At 58.1% G+C, this 18,644-nt stretch carries 12 protein-coding genes; 10 read left to right on the top strand and 2 right to left on the bottom strand.

Annotated features, from left to right (window positions below):
- The first annotated feature begins 96 nt into the window (after positions 1–96).
- From repA to CO676_RS17880, 5 genes are all read left to right on the top strand, one after another.
- Positions 97–1,380 (top strand): plasmid partitioning protein RepA, encoded by a 1,284-nt coding sequence (repA, locus tag CO676_RS17905; protein ID WP_097522097.1) that lies wholly within the window; start codon positions 97–99, stop codon positions 1,378–1,380.
- Positions 1,377–2,399, top strand: coding sequence for a plasmid partitioning protein RepB (repB, locus tag CO676_RS17900; RefSeq protein WP_179875532.1), 1,023 nt, complete (start codon positions 1,377–1,379; stop codon positions 2,397–2,399). The genes repA and repB overlap by 4 nt, the downstream gene beginning before the upstream one ends.
- 202 nt (positions 2,400–2,601) lie before the next feature.
- Entirely contained in the window at positions 2,602–3,816 is a 1,215-nt protein-coding gene (gene repC, locus CO676_RS17895) for a plasmid replication protein RepC (protein ID WP_097522096.1), read from the top strand.
- 699 nt (positions 3,817–4,515) lie between these two features.
- A complete protein-coding gene (locus CO676_RS17885; protein WP_097522094.1) occupies positions 4,516–6,669 on the top strand; it encodes a DNA/RNA non-specific endonuclease in 2,154 nt (717 codons plus the stop codon).
- A 4-nt stretch (positions 6,670–6,673) separates the two neighbouring features.
- Positions 6,674–7,348 carry a hypothetical protein gene (locus tag CO676_RS17880; RefSeq protein WP_097522093.1) on the top strand — a complete coding sequence of 225 codons (675 nt, stop codon included), beginning with the start codon at positions 6,674–6,676 and terminating at the stop codon, positions 7,346–7,348.
- 92 nt (positions 7,349–7,440) lie between these two features.
- Here the strand turns inward: CO676_RS17880 and CO676_RS17875 are convergent, their stop codons facing one another.
- Positions 7,441–8,592, bottom strand: coding sequence for a site-specific integrase (locus tag CO676_RS17875; RefSeq protein ID WP_245424346.1), 1,152 nt, complete (start codon positions 8,590–8,592; stop codon positions 7,441–7,443).
- Positions 8,593–8,790: 198 nt separating this feature from the next.
- On the opposite strand from CO676_RS17875, the gene CO676_RS17870 reads away from it, so the two are divergent.
- Complete coding sequence (locus tag CO676_RS17870) at positions 8,791–9,930, top strand: RHE_PE00001 family protein (protein ID WP_097522091.1); 1,140 nt, start codon at positions 8,791–8,793, stop codon at positions 9,928–9,930.
- A 127-nt stretch (positions 9,931–10,057) separates the two neighbouring features.
- Here CO676_RS17870 and CO676_RS17865 read toward each other — a convergent pair whose 3' ends face one another.
- Positions 10,058–11,020 (bottom strand): FRG domain-containing protein, encoded by a 963-nt coding sequence (locus CO676_RS17865; RefSeq protein WP_097522090.1) that lies wholly within the window; start codon positions 11,018–11,020, stop codon positions 10,058–10,060.
- Between the two features lie 247 nt (positions 11,021–11,267).
- On the opposite strand from CO676_RS17865, the gene CO676_RS17860 reads away from it, so the two are divergent.
- Genes CO676_RS17860 through CO676_RS17845 form a run of 4 tightly spaced genes read left to right on the top strand, consistent with a single transcriptional unit; the run spans position 11,268 to position 18,640 of the window.
- On the top strand, positions 11,268–13,790 hold the full coding sequence (locus tag CO676_RS17860) for a DEAD/DEAH box helicase (RefSeq protein ID WP_097522089.1): 2,523 nt from the start codon (positions 11,268–11,270) through the stop codon (positions 13,788–13,790).
- Positions 13,787–14,683, top strand: coding sequence for a hypothetical protein (locus CO676_RS17855; RefSeq protein ID WP_097522088.1), 897 nt, complete (start codon positions 13,787–13,789; stop codon positions 14,681–14,683). Before CO676_RS17860 ends, CO676_RS17855 begins: the two co-directional genes overlap by 4 nt.
- Positions 14,680–17,949, top strand: a complete 3,270-nt coding sequence (locus CO676_RS17850; RefSeq protein ID WP_144340152.1) for an ATP-binding protein — start codon at positions 14,680–14,682, stop codon at positions 17,947–17,949. Before CO676_RS17855 ends, CO676_RS17850 begins: the two co-directional genes overlap by 4 nt.
- Positions 17,942–18,640, top strand: coding sequence for a hypothetical protein (locus tag CO676_RS17845; protein ID WP_097522086.1), 699 nt, complete (start codon positions 17,942–17,944; stop codon positions 18,638–18,640). The genes CO676_RS17850 and CO676_RS17845 overlap by 8 nt, the downstream gene beginning before the upstream one ends.
- The last annotated feature ends 4 nt before the right edge of the window (positions 18,641–18,644 follow it).

Below are 18,644 nucleotides of genomic sequence, written 5' to 3'. Positions count from 1 at the left end.
GGATTGAAAACACAAAAAGCAGGAATCCTCTTGGGGATCCGCCGGGGCCGTTAACCGTCTGTTAACCCTAAACTTCTGGACCGGTCAGGGAGAATCATGTTCTACCTTTGGCGAGCAATGGCCGGTAAACCGGCGGAAGGCCGCCAAGAGGGAAAGATGGCGATAGCAAATCGAGTAGAATCAGTTGTCGGGACCAAGGAAGATGCCGGCAGCAAGATCATGCGCCACGCAGGGCTCCTGTCCGGGCAATTGCAGCAGCTCAGAACTCGCATGTATCCGCCAAAGTCGGAAAAAGCTCTGCGTCCGTTTTTGACGAACGAGGTGTCAAAGCTGACATCCATACCCGATTCCACGCTGAAGCTCATGTCCACCGAAGGACGTGGCCCGGTGCCCAGCAGACTTGAGAACAACCATCGCGTCTACACGCTGGCCCAGATCAATGAGCTGCGTGAATTGTTCGCGAAGCAGAAGCCGTCAGAAGCCTTGCGTTTCCTCCCTCGCCGTCGTGCCGGCGAGCACCTTCAGGTTCTTGCAATAGCCAATTTCAAGGGCGGCAGCGCGAAGACCACCACCTGCGTCCACCTTTCGCACTATTTGGCCCTTCAAGGCTATCGCGTCCTCGCACTGGACCTGGACCCTCAAGCATCCTTGTCTGCTTTGTTCGGCGCCCAGCCCGAGATTGATGTCGGGCCGAATGAAACGATTTATGCTGCTTTGCGATACGACGAAGCCGAACGTCGTCCAATCCGCGACATTATCCGTAGGACATATTTCGAAGGTATCGATCTAATTCCAGGCAATCTGGAAGTGATGGAGTATGAACACGAAACTCCACGCGTCTTGGCGAACAAGTCGAGCTCCGGCGCAATCTTCTTCGAGCGACTGAAGCTGGCGCTTGCGGAAGTCGAGGCGGACTACGACGTCGTTATCCTAGACACTCCGCCGTCGCTCGGCTTTCTGACATTGAGCGCGATGTACGCGGCAACAAGCATGATTATTACGGTACATCCGGCCATGCTCGACGTTGCATCTATGAGCCAGTTCCTTCTGATGATGGGCGACCTGATCAGTGTTCTGAATGAGAGCGGTGCTCAGTTGAACCAGGACTTCATCCGCTATCTGGTCACACGGCACGACCCCAATGATGCGCCGCAGTCGCAAGTCGTTGCGATGCTTCGCCATTTATTTGGTTCCGACGTCTTGTTGCCGACGGCCATCGAGAGCACAGCCGTGGAGGCCGCTGGCCTAGCGAAACGATCGATATACGAGCTTGAACTGGGCCAGATCGGTCGCGATACGCACAAGCGTGCCCGCGAAGCGGTGGATGCCGTTAACGAGGCGATTGTCCGCCTCATCAACGACAGTTGGGGGCGGACATGAGCAAAAACCCTCGCAAGTCCATTGTTGCAAGCTTCGGGATGCTTTCCGCAGAGCTGGAGAACAGGTTGGAAAGCGATGAGCAGCCGACACCTCCTGTTCAATCCGCGGGTAAGCGTGTCGGGGCTGGTGTCATCGGCGCGGCCCACCGGGCGATCGATGACATCCGATCAGAGCGCGATGAACTGAGGGCTCTCCTTGAGTCGGGCGGTGGCGCAGTTCGCGAGCTAGATCCTTCCCTCATCGACCCCTCCCCTTTCCCGGACAGACTCCCGGACGATGACAGGACAGATTTTGAAGCGTTTAAGCGATCGATCCAGACTGAAGGCCAAAAGGTTCCCGTCCAGGTCCGGAAACACCCTACCTCACCTGGTCGCTATCAAATCGTCTACGGTCACCGGCGTTGGCTCGCTGCTCAGCAGCTGGGGATCCCGGTACGCGCCCTCGAGGTAGAGATTTCAGATCTGGACCTTGTCGTTGCGCAGGGCATTGAAAATGCGAGCCGACAGGATCTCACATGGATTGAACGCGCGCTGTTCGCATCACGAATGGATGACGCAGGAATCAAGCCCCGTGACATATACGCGGCGCTATCAATCGATGACGCGGAGCTCGCGAAGATGCGCAGCGTCTACCGATCGGTTCCGACCGACGTGATCGAAGCAATTGGTCGCGCGCCTAAGGTAGGTAGGCCCCGTTGGCTCGATCTTGCCAAGGCAATTGCTGGCGACCCAGCTACTCTCGAGTCTATTCGGGCTGCGTTGGGCAGGAAAAGCGACGGCGCTGAAACCTCTGACCAGAGATTTCAGCGTGTACTAAATGCGATCAAACCGGTCGTCAAAACAGGTGTCGAACCAACTTCGATTTCGGATGGCAACGGGACGAAGCTTGGCGCCTTGGTAATGTCTCCGAAAGAGGTTCGCATTTCCGCCGAGGGATCACTTGGGATCGAGTTCTTGAAGTTTGTTGAGGCGGAGCTGCCAAGCCTGGCTGAGCGCTTTATCCGCCAGCGCGAGGAATAAGAAACTCTGACAGCTGTCGGGATTTCGAAGCAGGTGAAGAAAGGAAGCGTAGCAAAAGAAAAAGGCCCCCAAACGTTGCCGTCGTGGAAGCCTCTCTCTGATTTAGCACCTCGAGAATCGCATTTCCACGAATCCTAGTCAAGAGTCTTTGGCGCCGTTTCGGGCGAGCGGATTTCTTTTGCCTGTTTGAAGGTGAAGGAAAATGCAGAGTGGAAATGTGACGACGCCTTTCGGGCGGCGGCCGATGACGCTTGCCTTGGTTCGAAGACAGATGGCGACGACCGAGATCAAGCCCGGCAAGTCAGCAGACAAATGGAAAGTTTTTCGGGACGCCTCGGAAGCGAGGGAATTGCTTGGCTTGGCGGATCGCAGCCTGGCTGTGCTTGACGCGCTCCTGAGTTTCTACCCTGACAATGAGCTACGCCAGGAGGCTCAGCTCATTGTCTTCCCATCAAATGCGCAGTTGACACTCCGTGCCCATGGTATAGCTGGCGCGACGCTCCGCAGGCATCTCGCCCTGCTCGTCGAGGCGGGCCTGATCGTGCGGAGAGACAGCGCCAATGGTAAGCGGTATGCCAGAAAAGACAGGGCAGGTGAGATCGAGAGCGCTTTTGGCTTTGACATCTCACCACTTCTGTTGCGCTCGGAAGAACTCGCCGCCATGGCGCAGCAGGTTGCAGCGGATCGGGCAGCCTTCCGGAGAGCCAAGGAGAGCCTGACGATTTGCCGGCGCGACGTTCGTAAGCTCATTACTGCCGCGATCGAAGAAGGCGCGGCTGGCGATTGGGAAGCCATCGAAGAGACCTATATCGACTTGGTGAGCAGGATTCCTCGGTCTCCGACACTCCGCAGCGTCGGGTCAGTCCTGGATGAGATGGAGCTTCTACAGAAGAAGATCCTCAAGACTTTGGAAACACAACAAAAAGACGAAGATATTAGCACCAATGCTGCTCAGAGTGAGCGGCATATACAGAATTCAAAAACCGAATCCATCCATGAATTTGAACCTAGCTCTAGAAATGAGCAGGGGGCGAAGCGGGTGGATGATGATCGAACGAAGCGACAGCCGATCCGGAGTTTTCCGCTTGGTATGGTGTTGAGGGCGTGCCCTGAAATCGCAATGTACGGTCCAGGTGGGGCGATTGACGGCTGGCGCGAGATGATGTCGGCCGCAGTCGTCGTCCGCTCGATGTTGAAGGTGAGCCCGTCGGCATACCAGGAGGCTTGCGAGGTAATGGGATCGGAAAACGCTGCCGTAGCGATCGCTTGTATCCTCGAGCGGCACGGGCACATCAACTCGCCGGGCGGATATCTCCGAGATCTGACGCGCAAGGCGGCGAGGGGCGAATTTTCGCTCGGCCCTATGTTGATGGCGCTGTTAAGAGCGCATGGAAGCGACGATCGACGGGTGGGATAGAATTGTTAAGGCTCGGCAGGAGCGCTGTTCGTTCGGGGTGCCGAGTTGAGCGGCAAGTTGTTTCGTGGCTTTGAAGTGAGATGCAAGCTTCCGAAGGGGAATCCTGTCAGCTGACAGGACTCTGGTTTAACTCGACCCGGATCGCGATGACGCGAGGTCATGGTTCATAACGCCGGGCAGGCCTCTGATCATGAACTACCGTCGCGCCGATTGTCTCGATGTTTCAAAAATTGCAGCGGGGGGATGACTGCTTGATCTCAGCCGACTTTCGGAAGGGCGGATATAGCTCAGCGGTGGAGGAGTTCGGGTTGCTGCAAAAACCTGTCAGCTGACAGGATTGTGGGGTGAAGAGTTTCTGCTGGTCGCTGCAAGGAGTGAAGGCACACCTATTGGCGCCGATCGTTGCGCCAACAGCTTGAACAGTGTCGACCAGTGCGAGGGGCCACTCCGCTCCCTCTAAGACGGAAATGCACGCGCGGAAATCCTGGTGCATCACACCGAGACGCCAGAACCTGAGTGCCGACTCCGACAGGGAGCTGAGTTCGAAATCCCGGCCAAGACCGACGACCATGCCAACCAGCCTCAACAACGGATTTGGCTGACGGAGTAATTTGCGCCAGGCCAACCTTCATTGTAAAACCGTCTTGATCTCAAGTTATAGTAGTGACTTGTTTCGGCTTTAGGGGGAGGGGTCGGCACATGTCACGGCTCGAGGATATGCGCCTCGCGCGAAAGGAAGCTCAGGCTGCAGCAGTCGCGCGCTTTAAAGCGAGAACCGACGAACGCGCGCACAACAAGGCACTCATCGCCGAGAACGGACCTGGCGCCGCCGATAGCAAAGAGCGCCAGGAGAACTACCGAAGACGAATCGAGGGCCTCAGAAGCCTTAGAGCGACCGCTCCCAAATTGCCCTTCGGCATCGAGCGAAAGATCGGTCCGTGGGATCCTGTGCTGGTCGCACCGAACGAAATTGCACGAAAGGCCGGCAAGCCGGTTGCCCGTCTAGTGGAGTACCGCGGGCCGGGAATCGAGCCCGAAGGCTTCGCCACCGGCTTCCTCGTAGCACCGGACCTCCTTCTCACAAACTGGCATGTCTTCCCTCATCGCTCCAATGCCAACGGGTGTGCTGCAAACTTCCTCTACGAAAAGAGCGAACTCGGAACGCAGATTGGAGTCTCGTTCGAGCTCGATCCCGGTCGCTTCTACATATCCGACGAAAAGCTGGACTTCGCGATCGTCGCGGTGAGACAGATCGCGGCGGATCGAGCTTTGTCGGAAATGGGGCAGATCGCTCTGATCGAGGCGGTACCGAAGATCCTCAAGGGAGAGGCGGTCAATATCATCCAGTACCCGGAGGGCGGACCTAAACAGTATGCGGTGGCTCAAAATCGCCTCGTCGACATTCTGGATGAGGGATTTCTGCACTATGAGACCGACACCCTTGAAGGCTCGTCCGGCTCTCCTGCGTTCAGTTCCAACTGGGAACTCGTTGCCCTTCACCACGCCGGCATCCCTCAGATGCGAGATGGTCAGGTCATCGCGACCGATGGCACGCTCTGGTCCGAGGACATGGGAGACGATCGTGTCAAATGGGTTGCCAACGAGGGCATACGAGTGAGCGAGCTGGTCAGGCGTCTAAGGGCGATGAAGTCTGAAAATCCCTTTGAGGCAGAGATTCTGAAATCCCTGATCGCCTCAACCGGTGACCCTGTGGCGGAGGCTTTCGGCGCAATTGGAGCGACCGAAATGAGCCCAATCGGGCAAGCGCAACGCACAAGAACGATTGTTGGAGAAACCGCGGATATGTCAGGCGTTAATTTCACGTTCACTGGACCGGTCACCATCAACGTAACCGCCGCCGCCCCCGATGCTGCCGAGCCGGTTGTTGAGGAAAAGACCGCAACCGTCATTGCGGTCGAGAAGTCGATCAGGTTCGACCCGGATTATGACAATCGCGACGGCTATGATCCTCTCTTCCTGCAGGATAATCGGCGGATCAATGTTCCGATCCCGCTGATGCCCGACGAAATACGCGGGGATTTGCTACCAGGCGACGACGGCGCTCCTCTCATTCTGAAATACCATCATTTCGAGCTCGTGATGAACAAGAAACGGCGACTTCAGGCGTGGTCAGCGGTGAATGTCGACTATTCGACGTCGCGAAAGAAGGAGGGTGAGCGGAACATGTGGGGCAGCGACCGCTGGATCCCCGATCCACGCATTCCGGCTAAGGCGCAGATATTCGATGCCGACTTCTATAAGCCCGCCGGCAATATCGACCGGGGACACATTGTTCGGCGCGAAGACAATGAGTGGGGCGATGACGATGCCGAGATGGAGTATGCGAACTCGGACACGTTTCACTGGACGAATTGCACTCCGCAGCACGAGGCATTCAATCAATCCGCTCCGGGTCGAAACGACAAAACCTACACCGGCATGGAAGGGATATGGGGGGCGTTCGAAAACCACATCCAGCAGAGCCGAAAAAACGGCGATACCAGAGCTTGTATCTTATCAGGCCCAATTCTCGCCGAGAATGATCCATCCGCAAATTTCGGACTGGGCGATATCAAGTATCCGCTGCGCTTCTGGAAAATCATATGCGTCGCGGAAGGCGATACACAAGACGATCTCAAAGCGTTCGGCTTCATCCTCAACCAGTCGGACGTCGTGCAGCGTTTTGGGATCGAACGTTTCCGGCCAGGCCGGTTCAAGAAATACCAAGTGTCGCTTGAGGCGATTGGAAACGCAACAGGCCTAAGGTTCGACCAGTTGCTACTGACCGCCGACACGATGAGGGGGCAGCCGGCAACGGAACTGGCTGACGTGCGGGATATGAGGGGCCTCTAGGTTCATGGACCAATTGAGGGCGGCTTACGGTGAAGATGCAGGGGCGATGAAATCCGGTAGGCGAGGGCGTTGGAACCTGGAGAAAACAGGCATCCTCGTCGCTATCGTTGTGGGGATCGCCTCGACAATAGCGTCGGCACTGGCAGCATTCTATGCTGGAGAGCAGGCACGATTGTCGAGAGAGGCACTGTCGGCAAACGAAAGGAATGCAGCTTTTGTCGGCCACATCGAGAAGGTCGGCGCGTATTGCGACGCATTGGATCTTAGCGGAGGACGGAGCGAGCTTACTTGGTCGTTCGTCCGAGAGCCGCCTCGCATTAGTGTCCTTGCAGCCTACAAGCAGATTGGTACACGGTTTCCGGAAGAGGCTCGCATCACCGCGGTTCACTCGAGCTTTCGAGAAATGGAAGAATCGGTCGTTCCGCTTCGGATCTGGCTCGACGTTGAGGCTGTCGATTTCATAGAACGCGCGGTTTTCGGCCTACGACAGGAACTCATGGCCAAGATTCCCAGGAACGCCGGAGTAGCGATCGCTGATCGCATCTATGTCGAAGCGGCCGCGAAATGCATCGGCACGCGAGAAGTGCTGATGGCATGGTACCGAGATGCGGGAGTTTGGAGGCTCGGAAGTGCTGCAGACGGCGTCACAGTCAAACTCTCACAGCGGCCTCCCTTCTAAGCCTCGAGATGCTAAGATTGACGTGAGGGCCGGCAACTATTCAGTCTGTCAGGCGACAAATTCGAGTCGCGATGGGGAGCGATTGCTGGCCCCTAAGACAATAGTTGTGCGGCTCGTCCAGTCTTTCGCGAGGCATCGTTGTAATAGCTCGAGGCTTGCTGAACGGAACGATGCCGGGACTGGTCCATCGCCTCGAGGAGAGGGATGTTGCGTATCGCCGCCTCAGTCAGAAAGCCAGATCGCAACCCGTGCGCCGAAAACTCCCCCGGCTCCAGCCCGGCTTCAGCAACCCGCCGCTTGACGATATCATTGACCGCCTTCGGATCGAGCGCCCGGCGGGAAACGTTGCCCCAGCGATCGATCGCCCGAAAAACACTGCCACTGTCGATCTTCGCCGTCGTCAGCCAGGCGTTCAGCGCCTCGACCGGCCGGCCGGTGAGATAGACCACCTCATCCTGCCTCGCGCCGGAATTTTTAGTGCGGCCGAGATGGATGGAGAGCGAGGGGAGGGGGCTTCCATCCTCAACGGTGACCGGCGCCTCGATCGTCAGTTGTTCCTTGCGTAGGCCGGCGACCTCGCTGCGGCGGCGGCCGCCGGAGGCAAAGGCGACCATCAGGATCGCGCGGTCACGGAGATCGCGCAGGCTGTCGCCGCTACACGTCGCGAGCAGTTTGGCCAGCACGTCGCCGGTAACCGCCTTGGCGCTCTTACGGCGGCGTGGCCGCGGCACGGCGCGAACGGCGAGACGAATAGCAGACTTCAGGGCAGGGGAGGCGAACGCTCCGTCGAGGCCACGCCACTTCGTCAGCGTCGACCAGTTGGCCAGCCGCCGGCGGACGGTGTCTGGCGCATGCGGGCCGGCCGTCCTGAGAACGCCAACTCGGCGCAATGCGTCGGCGACGTCGGCCGGCATGCCGTGCTCGGGATCGGTTTCGCGGCGTTGCGGATCCCACAGATGATGGGCGACGAATTTCAGCAGCAGCGCTTCCGGCGCCGGCCAGGGCAGGGGACTTTCGGTTGCCGCCATTGCCCAGACCTCCAGGTAAGCGAGATCGGAGGTCAAGGCCCGCAAGGTATTAGCGCCCATGCCCTCGTTGACCAGATGCCGCAGGGTTTCGACGTCGGCGTCGGTCAGGAGCTCGGCGAGCTTGTCGCGCCGGTCGATCGGCAGCACGGCGGCAATGGTGTCGAGCGCCTCGGCGCGGCGGGCGATGGCGTCTGTGGTCGGGCCAAGAATGTCCAAAGAGCCTCCTCGAGCGGCGAAAACAGCCTGTCGGAACGGCGCTTCGGCCGCCCAATGATGCTGTTTTCGCTGATTTTCGGCAGCGTGGCAATCACTTCCGATAAGCATTACTTATCGGAGGTGAGTGCGCCGACCGGCAACCATCTGCAGTGAGGAATGCTAACTTTGAGATAGAGTTCGTTTAGCAAATCATTTACCATCATTTCAATGGTTTATGATCTCGCCAAGTTGCCCATATCGAGCCTGCTGCGACCGATTTCGGACGCGGGCATCGCACTCGCTCGGCTCGACGAGCGTATTGGCCGCTCGCCGGTCGGCGTGGGCTTCCTCGAGCGCATGCACTTCGCCGATGCCTGCGCCTCGCTGTGGATCGATGGCGAACTGGTCCATCTCGAAGACCTCGTTCTCCACGACGCCACAAAGGATGTCCGCACCCCGACCCACGAACTCACTATCGCCCGCGATGTCCTGAAAACCCGCCGGCGCATTGCGGCGCAGCCACCCGGTTGGCCGCTCAGCCCCGAAGGCCTCCGCAGCCTCCGCGGGCAGGCACCGCCTGCAGCGTCGCATGGCGCCGACCGCACTGTCGCGATCGACGACGGCGCGCCGGATGTTGGGACGGTCGGAGGAGGGGAGGGGGAGGAGGACGATGATGCCGGTCCGCTTGCGGAAGAATTCGCCGCCATCGATGCGGTGCTCGCTCGTTCCGATGCTGCCATTGAACAAGCAAGAGCGCCCAGCCTCGCCGACACTCGCGAACGAGATCCGCTGGTCTACGATCTCGACTGGAACGAGGACGAACGCCTAGAGGAATGGCGTGGCGTCCTTCGGCAGGCGCAAGATCTGCCGGCGGTGCTGCAGGCCATCGCCGCATTGGACGCCTGGAACGAGATCTCGGTGCTTCAGCATGCGCCCTGGCTCGGCCGGCTGTTTTGCGCCTCGATCCTCCGCCAGGCCGGGGTCACCACCGCCGCGCACCTCGCCGCCTTCAATCTCGGCCTGAAGTCGGTCCCCGTCGATCGGCGTCGGCATCGCGATCGCGAGACCCGGCTGCTCGCCATTGCCCAGGGGCTGATGGCGGCCGCCGAGATCGGCCTGAAGGAGCATGACCGGCTGGCGCTCGCGAAAACGATGATGGATCGAAAACTGGAGGGGCGCCGCGCCTCGTCAAAACTGCCGGAACTGGTCGAATTGGTCATCGCAAAACCGCTGGTGTCGGCCGGCATGGTCGCTGAGACGCTGAACGTCACACCGCAGGCGGCGCGGCGGATTGTTTTGGAGCTCGGCCTGCGCGAGATGACGGGGAGGGGGAGGTTTCGAGCATGGGGGATAATCTAGGTTTCTCCACGACTTTGCAGGAGGTGGGTAGTCTTCTGTGAATCAATATCGAGTGTCCAAATCAGGAAATGAGCATAGTCCCGCTCATCGAGGATAAAGCCCGCTGCCGTGATTTTCTGTGGGTTATTCATGCTTCTTTGGCGTGCGTTTCTTCGAGGAGGCTAGGGTCCTTCGAGGCGGTCAGTTCAAAATACGCTCGGAGTTCGGCCTGATAGCGGACCGTTTCGTCCACTTTGATATCCGCGGCGATGCTATCAAGGCCTGGATAGATAAAGCTCTGCGTGACACCGGCGCGCCGAAGGCTTTCCATGATCTTGCGAGCCACGGAATTAGGAAGGAAGATCTTGGTGATATGCGGACGCGTCACATTATACCAGTCCAGGGGATGAATGTTCGCTCCATGCAAAGTGAAGGTGCCGGACTGAGACCGGAGCCGGGGGGATATGTGGGGTGCCGTTACACAGATCGGGGCATATGACTTTATCATGTCGTCAGTGGGTCTGAGATAGTGCGCCCATCTCTCCGGCGCGGCGGCGATGTCGATCGGATCGCTGATGTCGCAAATGATCGAATTGATCATGCCAGGATCGATGACAAAAACTGCAAAGCCGTCGTCGCGGTGCTCTGCGCCTTTCTCATCAAGATAATCCGCGCAGGCTTCATCCGCATCCCCTGTGTCGTCTCGCGCTCCCGAGGCTGCGAAGTAGAGCGCCACGAGAGCGTTGGTGGTCCAGTCAAGCAGACGCGTCGGTAGCCCATGGTGCTGGGCCAGAAACATCCACTCGAAATCGTTCTTCAGTTCACGCTCAAGGAATGGTCGGGCGCGGCGTTTGAAATCGTCGAGCATGCGTTCCGGGTGTATCCCGGCAACCGCGCTACCACTTGCCCGGATGATTTGATCCTGACGAATGGGTTGCCCTCTACCGTCGGTTGTGAAGGTTACATCCCGTAGCACATTTGGCATGAGTTGGTACTGAGCGCTGGGCTGCCCGCGATACCATAGGCCGGCGAACGTCGTCGGGACAATATCTTCGACAACCTCCAGATACTCCGAGACGGACTGCGCGACGCGCCGCTGTATGTCAGTCATGGCTCCACCTACATAGAATCAAAGACGCTCTTATAAAGCAGGCTCTCCGAGGTCGAGAAGGCGTTTAGACCCTCGGCCGTCCGCCAGACCATGGGCGCCGAAATTCGACAATGGCGTGCGACTTAAGCCTGCTCTGCGATTTTAAATGAGGCGACCAGTAGCTACTGTGGGGATTGAAATATGTGTTGTTGTGGCGGAACAATTGAAAATGCTATTTCGATTAACTCGGAAGTAGCAGAAAAATGCGATGTTCGCCGCAATGTCCGTTGATGGTGCCTTAACTAACCAAGAGTGGGTTGCTAGCGAGGTAAGGAGCTTAACTGCCTGCCTCCAGGAAGCGCGCTCCGCCGCGGATAAGCTCGCAATGTTGCGGTCGCTGGTGCGACTTGCCGGTGGGCGGCTTGAACGTTCTGAACTCGCAATTCCACTCACAGAAGTCGAAATAGCAGCCGCTCCTCGCTTTGGCATGGCGATATCAAACTCGGTGATACGGCTGATAGATGAGCAGACTGGCGTGGCTCCCAAAGGGTACTGGGACGCTCAAAGCCCTGACTCTTCTCTTAGGCGTTGTCATGAACATCTGCCACCTGACGCGCTGCTTCTCAGGCATAGTAGCCACCGCGATTTCCGATCGGAAGGACAGAAAGCGGCGGTTCGCTCACTGTTCACGATGCCGAGCGGTTCAGCGCTGATGGTTTGCCTGCCGACGGGCTCCGGTAAGAGCCTGCTCTTTCAAATAATGGCCGTACAATTGCGAGAAGAAGTGCTGGGCAAGTGCGTTCTGGTCATCACGCCGACCGTATCATTAGCGCTCGACCATCAGCGAACGCTCTCGGCGATACCGGGGCTCGAGCGAAGCCGTGCTCTAGTCGGAGGAATGAGCCCGATTGAACGGACAGAGCTTCTGGATTCCTTCCGACGAGGCGAAGTCCCCGTCCTCCTCATGTCACCCGAGATCGCACTTGGATCGGCAAGGGAGCAATTGGTCGAAGCAGCTAAAAGCCCAGAGAGCAAACTTTCAACATTGGGTGCGCACCTTGCTGCGGTCTTCATCGACGAGGCTCACATCATTGAAAACTGGGGCAGATCGTTCCGGCCAGATTTTCAGCGGCTTCCTGGTCTCGTACAGGAATTGAGGGGCGGCAACCCGGACCTAAAATGTATATTGCTTTCAGCAACGCTCCCACCTGCCGCGCGGGATGTTCTTCGTTCCTCCTACCGCTCTGAGCGGGGCTGGAGCGAAGTCGATGCGGCATCTCCTCGCACCGAATTCGACATTGTCGTCCAGTCTTACAAGACCTCGGAGGAGCGCGTGCAGGCGCTCGATTTCGTTATCGATCGAGCGCCCAGACCGATGATAGTCTATACGACCCTTGCAGGAGATGAGGACGAAGAACGCGGACCGCGTGATCTGCGCGTCAGCGCGGCGGAGATTTTCGAGAGATTGAAAGAACGAGGATACGAAAGGATCGCTCTTTTCAGTGGTGAGATATCCTCGAACACCGAGCGAAGCCGGATCGTACAGGACTGGGCCGATAACAAGATCGACATTGTCGTTGCAACGTCCGCCTTTGGAATGGGCGTCGACAAATCAAATGTGAGAACGGTCATACACGCATGCCTGCCAGACAGTCCGTCCCGGTGGTACCAAGAGATCGGGCGGTCGGCGCGCGATGGGCGACAAGGGATTGCGATCTGTCTCTTCACCGACGCGACAAGGGATGATGTCAAAGATGACGCGAACCAAGCGTTGTCAATGGCTACGAGTTCCTGGATCACCAGGGACAAGGCCGTACCGCGTTGGGAGGCTATGGTTCATTCCGCATTTGACATCCGATGGACCGGAGCGAAGCAAGCGATGACAATCAAGCTTGATTCGATGCGGCCCGGGATCAAGGTGTCGACCGACTACAACAGGCGCTGGAATATGAGCATAATGAATCTGCTTCAGCGCGCCCGAACGCTTGAGGTCATCTCATGCGCCCAGGATGCAGAGCACCCCACTTGGGCCGTCGAAATCAATGAACCGTCCCTCCTCGCCGAGAATACAAGTGAAGTTTGGGACCGTGTTTTTGCACTTCGCGACCGTGAACAGGCCAGGGCGCGAGAAGAAGCGAGGCAATTCGTTCGGTTGATGAAGCGAGCCGAGACCACATGCGTACTGCGCGACGTCTTCGAGCTCCTTCAGGAGAGCGCTGACGGCGACTTGCCGGCTTGTGGAAGGTGCCCCGGCTGCCGCACGAGACATCAAGTGCCTCCGCATGCCTACGTACCCCGATTGACGGCCGAAGCCTGGCCCAGGGTCCCGCGGTCGGCGGCGATGAAATTGCCAACTGGTATAACTCTCATCGCGCCGAGGAACCCTACCTTCTCAGGGGATCTTTCCTCGCTGATCCATCGGTTGGCACAGACGGGAGTGGAGCAACTGATCGCGCCGGACGAAATCGCGATATCCTGCGCTGAAGCGTTTGCGCAGTCGGCGGCCAAGCGGGGTTTCGTGGTGACGCATAGCAGTTTCCTGCGGAATAGGCGTGCCATCGCTTTGGTCCCAAGCGCTCTGCTACTACGGCCGAATGAGCTCGCGACAGGCAACGTGTTGTCAGTTGTATGGGAGTGTAGAAACAGGGATGCACTTCCCGATCCGCTGCTTCTGGTTGCCAACCCCAGCCTGACATTCGACGGCCGGCGCATCGACCAAACTATGTCGGCACGCGCTCCGTACCACGAAGACGCGCTTGATAACTTTGCGATGCTGGAGCCTGCGGCATGAGTATCCTGTCATCCACGCTCGGGACTCCTGATCGTGTCTGGGCACTGGTCGCCCTTCTACGTGAGAACGACGGTACGCTCAGCCGCGCCGACGCTGCTGCCTGGCTTAATCCCGGGTTCAGAAAAGACGATCAAACGGTTGCCGAAAAGCCTGTCGCGTTTCAGCAAGTTCTCGGAGCTGCGACCAGCATTGGAGCCGTCGAAACCGTTGGTAACGAGTTGCATCTCAACTCCGACCTTTCGGCGCCCAGCTATACGATCTTCTCTGACTGGGTCTATGATCGTCTCATTCAGCTTGCACCAGAAGAAAAGGACGCTGTCCTCTTGGAACTCCTCGCATGGGTGGGATGCGAGTCTGCTAAGCGCAAGAACGTCAGTTGGCTCCTTGAGTACAACAATGCCGAATTCGCCGACGCAGCTGAAGCATCGCTTCCGCCCGGCGCGGACGACGACGGGGACCGCCGGATCAATACCGTCAAATTGCCGTACTGGCGCCGATGGCTGGTTTTTTTGGGTCTCACCGAGGAGATCAAAGCAAATCCACCATATCAGGTCGACATAGGTCGCCGCCTTAAGCGAGAAATCGCGCGGCTCGAGATTGTTAGGAACGTGCCGATCGCTGCTGAAACGTTCTTCAAGGCTCTACGGCAGAGAATGCCGTTTGTTGACGGTGGCTGGATGTACTCCGACGCTGCACGGCGCATAGGTTTTGCGACCGATCCAATTCAATTGTCGCCGATCCTCTCCCAGGCGATGCGCGACCTCCACGATGATGGAACGATTGAGCTTGAAGTCCTCGGCGATGTGGCAGCAAACGTCCGGCTGGCTCCGGATCCTGCTCACAAGATCAGTTCCTTCTATGCCGTTTCGATAAAAGAAGGGGATGCGAAATGAACGCTCCCATGAAGGCTTGCTGGCGCTCTGAAGACGCCACCGCGATCATTAGCAACGAGGCGCTTGAGGGTCACGAAGGCATTTTCCTGGCAACCCATACGCCGATCAACGATTTTCACGTCTCGGGCAGTCACGGCGGTGAGATTCAGGGGCGCGATGAAGCGGCACTCCTCGATGTATTATCGAATGGAAGCCGCCAGCATGCGTTCTGTGTCGTGCAAGGCGAACCCGGTTCCGGAAAATCCCATCTTATCCGGTGGCTATCTATAAACTGGCCTCAGAACAGCGACGTAAAATTGCTGCTTCAGCGCGCCGATGGCAGTCTGGAAGGCGCACTCGGACAGATGCGTGAGCGTCTGCCAGCGGAATTCCGGGACCTCTTCGACAAAATGGGCAGACGCCATCGCGCCACAGATCGAGGCCGGGCAAACATTTTGCTCAGCAATCTCGCAAATGCATTGCATCCGGATCATTTTGACCCGCCGCTTGAAGATGCCGAGTGGTGTCGGTCAGTGCGTCCGGGCGATCTTATCGATCTACCGGCCATCAAGCATGCTTGGCGCGGACCTTCGCGCATATTGTCCCTGATGGAGGGAAAGGGAGGGGATGACGGTTCCGAGCGAAACTCCCAATCGGCAAGCTTCGACGCCTTCGATATCGAGGAGTTGGCCAGTCATTGCGGCGGCGTATTCAACAGTGGAGCTTTCGGCGTAACAGAGCGATTGGCCCGCAAGCTGATCGACGAGGCTGCCACGATCGCGGAACTGCGAGAAGCCGGCTGGACGGCTGATGAGATCGCCGCCGACCAAAGCCATCGCATCCCGGTGACGATGAAATTGGTCAGCGCGCTTAATCGGCGCCGCAACGACGCAGTTCAAAATCTTCTCGGCGTATCTGCGGAAGGATTGAAGACGCTGTTTCGCCAGATCCGCGTGGCGCTCGCTGAGCGTGGCCAAAGGCTGGTCTTGCTCCTCGAGGACATCACGAGTTGGGAAGGCATCGACGACAGCCTCATCGATGTCCTCGTCACGAATGCCGATACCCGCGGCGCCGACGGTGCTGCAGATATGTGCCCGCTCATATCAGTGGTTGGCGTGACGCCAGGCTATTATAAGAAATTGCACGGCAACTATCGCGCCCGCATCACCCATGAAGTCAATTTGGGAGCGGCGCAACAAGACGGCGAACTCCAAGACGTCGCCACACTGCGACGACGTGACGACCGCCTCGCCTTTGTCAGCCGGTATTTATCCGCGGTCAGGTCTGGTCCCGACGCACTGGCCAGATGGCGCGAACAACTCTGGACGGATCAAACTGCGGCTGCTCCAAACAAGTGCTGTAACTGCGATGCCAGAGTGCATTGCCACGCCGCGTTCGGAGAACTGAACGGGGTTGGATTTTTTCCATTCACGCGAACAGCGCTCCATCATTTCTTCGACGCCCTGAACGACCATGACAATGGCATGACCTGGAAGACGCCACGTGGTCTGCTGCAAGCGGTGCTTAGCCCGAACCTGCTTCAGACGCGGGCAATTGATGAAGGGCAGTTTCCGACTGCGGTGACCGAGAACGCTGCTCTCGTGGCCGAAAGCCTGAACCTCGGCAGGCGAGTGGCCGCTGTGCTGAGCAACCAGTTGTCGGATCAGGCTGTCGATTTAGCGAGAATGCGCCGCCTCATCGCCTACTGGGGCGACAAAGAACGTGCAGATACGGTGTTGGACGAGGCCGGAACGCCTCATTTTGCCGGCGTGCCGAAGCCGGTTGTCGAAGCCTTCAATCTCCCGTGGATCGGCTCCGATCCATCGGAACAGCAAATGCAGCCGACCCCACAAGCGCGAGTCCAGGAAGAGCCTCCGATCGAGGAGCCGGTCAACGCGCCTACCGAGCCAAAGCCCGCTGTTGCGCGCGCTATCCTCACCCAATCTGCGCCCCAGCAGACACGAATTCCACAACCACCATCGGCGAAGAGGATTATCGCAAAATCCAGTCTGCAGGCGCGCCTCGACGAGATCCGGACCTGGGAAGCAACAGGCGAAGCTCAGTCCCAATATGCATACAACTCTGTTATCTACGAGCTATTGTCTGACATCGATCATCGCCGGGTCGGGCTTGATCCCCATACCAAACGGCGAATCTTGACGGAGCAGCAGGTCAAAATCGAGGGAACGGGTCCGGCGCAACGCTCATATTTGACCGTACCGCGCGTCGAGTGGCTTTGGCGAGGTCTAGAGGGTTTCGTCAGCCTTCAACTCGATAAAGGCATGTCCTATGACGACGAGGCATTCCACCGCCATTCGCTGACCGTACTCACTCGAAGACTGCAGGCCTTGTTGGCGGAGTACGCAGACCGCCGCTTGGGAAGCGTAGACGGAGAGCGTTGGACCCCGGCGCCGCTCACGGCACAGATCCTCGTCGCGCGAGCGTGGCTTCGTGCCACCGTCAGTCCGGACGATCCATTTCCTGAACAGTTGAAGGCGATTCTGTCCGACGAACCAACTGCGGAGAGCGACCCTACAACCCGGTGCTCGCCTTGGCAGGAGTTTCTCAACAAAACGCGCGCCCATCATGCGACGCTTCGCGACGCCTTGAGGGCGATGATTGCCATGCCGCAGGGAGGCTCACCGGGATTTGGGCTGGCGGACGTATCTTCGGTGGCGGGTGCCATTATGCGATTGCGTCGCACACAGAGGTTCGACGAACTTCCCGCGGGAGAAGGGGGCAGCGGCGTATCCGAATTCGAAACAATCAGGGACATTGCAACCCATTTCAAAGGAAGTCTCTCCTCAATCCTCCGCACCGAGCGCCAGCAACTGGAATCGCGTGCAGCAAGCCTGCAAGACCTCCTGCGGGGAAGAACTATTCAGGATCACTTAGCGAGGGTTGACCGGATCGTCACGGAGGTCTCGAAGCTGCTTCCGCGCGCTGCGCCCGAAAGTGTGACCGCATGGAAGACTGAATATACCAAGGCGGCGGGACGCTTTGAGGTCGAGGGCGATCGGATTGCAGAGGACTTCATCATGCTTGTTGCTGATCATCGTGAAGCAGGTACCACACTCGGATTCGCGAGGCTCAGCCAAGCCCCGTCGAAGGATCTGAGCGTGTTTCTCGACACGGCAAAGCTCGGCGACTCGGTAGCCAGCCAACTGCTTGGGCATGTGCGCGACTGTATCAGCGATGGGTCCGGTACATTCTCGCTGGATCAGATCCACGACGTGGGGCACGGCTTTGAGGCCGTCATGAAGAAGCATGTCAAATCAAATGACTGATGTTCTCGAAGACCTCGAAACCCTCCTTCCCGACCTGCCGTCGGCCCTGCAGCGGCGCGCGCTTGGCGAGAGCCTGTCGCGCGTTGCGTTGCAGTTAGGTGAGTTAAGAGCGATGGCTCAACGCCTCTCCGACTTGCTGGATGTTTCCGACATGACGGGTTTCGGGCAGTCACCCGAAGAGGCTGAAAAGCTGGATAACCTCTTATACGACGCCAATCTCCTCACATCGCTTTTGACGCAGGCTGACGATGTCAAGTCGCTTCAAGAGATCGAGGAGCAGGTCCCCCTTCTCAGAACGTCTTTGGGCAACACACTTGGCGCCATCAAGCAGCGATGGCGATCACAGGTGCAAACTGAATATCGGCCGTTCCATTCCCTCGGATCATTGCTCTCGAAAATCGAAGACACGAGCGCTCTTGGCAAAAGAATGGTCCAACTGAGCGACGAAGCCACTGCAACGCTTTCGACGGTTCAAGTGGATCAGTTCAAGGCGGCCATCTCTCGTCTGCTGCAAAGACGCGCTGAGATTGACAAGGAAAGGACGTCCTTTACGGCGGATAACGAGGTCGAGCTCTTTCTAGGCAGCCTTGCCAAAGGCTCTGCCAAACTGGAATCGGTTACTCCCGCAGTCCTTCGATGGCTTGCCGAACATGACGCGCTTGACCTTTTCGAGGTAAGACCAACGCCCTGACGTT

Source organism: Sinorhizobium sp. BJ1 (genome assembly GCF_002531555.1).
GTDB lineage: Bacteria > Pseudomonadota > Alphaproteobacteria > Rhizobiales > Rhizobiaceae > Sinorhizobium > Sinorhizobium fredii_B.
This window is presented reverse-complemented; position numbering and strand designations above follow the sequence as displayed.

Excerpts from the sequence above, each read along its gene's own strand:
- CO676_RS17855 (WP_097522088.1), top strand. The coding sequence starts at position 13,787 with ATGAGTATCCTGTCATCCACGCTCGGGACTCCTGATCGTGTCTGGGCA.
- repB (WP_179875532.1), top strand. The coding sequence starts at position 1,377 with ATGAGCAAAAACCCTCGCAAGTCCATTGTTGCAAGCTTCGGGATGCTT.
- CO676_RS17885 (WP_097522094.1), top strand. The coding sequence starts at position 4,516 with ATGTCACGGCTCGAGGATATGCGCCTCGCGCGAAAGGAAGCTCAGGCT.
- CO676_RS17860 (WP_097522089.1), top strand. The coding sequence starts at position 11,268 with ATGTTCGCCGCAATGTCCGTTGATGGTGCCTTAACTAACCAAGAGTGG.
- repC (WP_097522096.1), top strand. The coding sequence starts at position 2,602 with ATGCAGAGTGGAAATGTGACGACGCCTTTCGGGCGGCGGCCGATGACG.
- repA (WP_097522097.1), top strand. The coding sequence starts at position 97 with ATGTTCTACCTTTGGCGAGCAATGGCCGGTAAACCGGCGGAAGGCCGC.
- CO676_RS17845 (WP_097522086.1), top strand. The coding sequence starts at position 17,942 with ATGACTGATGTTCTCGAAGACCTCGAAACCCTCCTTCCCGACCTGCCG.
- CO676_RS17850 (WP_144340152.1), top strand. The coding sequence starts at position 14,680 with ATGAACGCTCCCATGAAGGCTTGCTGGCGCTCTGAAGACGCCACCGCG.
- CO676_RS17880 (WP_097522093.1), top strand. The coding sequence starts at position 6,674 with ATGGACCAATTGAGGGCGGCTTACGGTGAAGATGCAGGGGCGATGAAA.
- CO676_RS17865 (WP_097522090.1), bottom strand. The coding sequence starts at position 11,020 with ATGACTGACATACAGCGGCGCGTCGCGCAGTCCGTCTCGGAGTATCTG.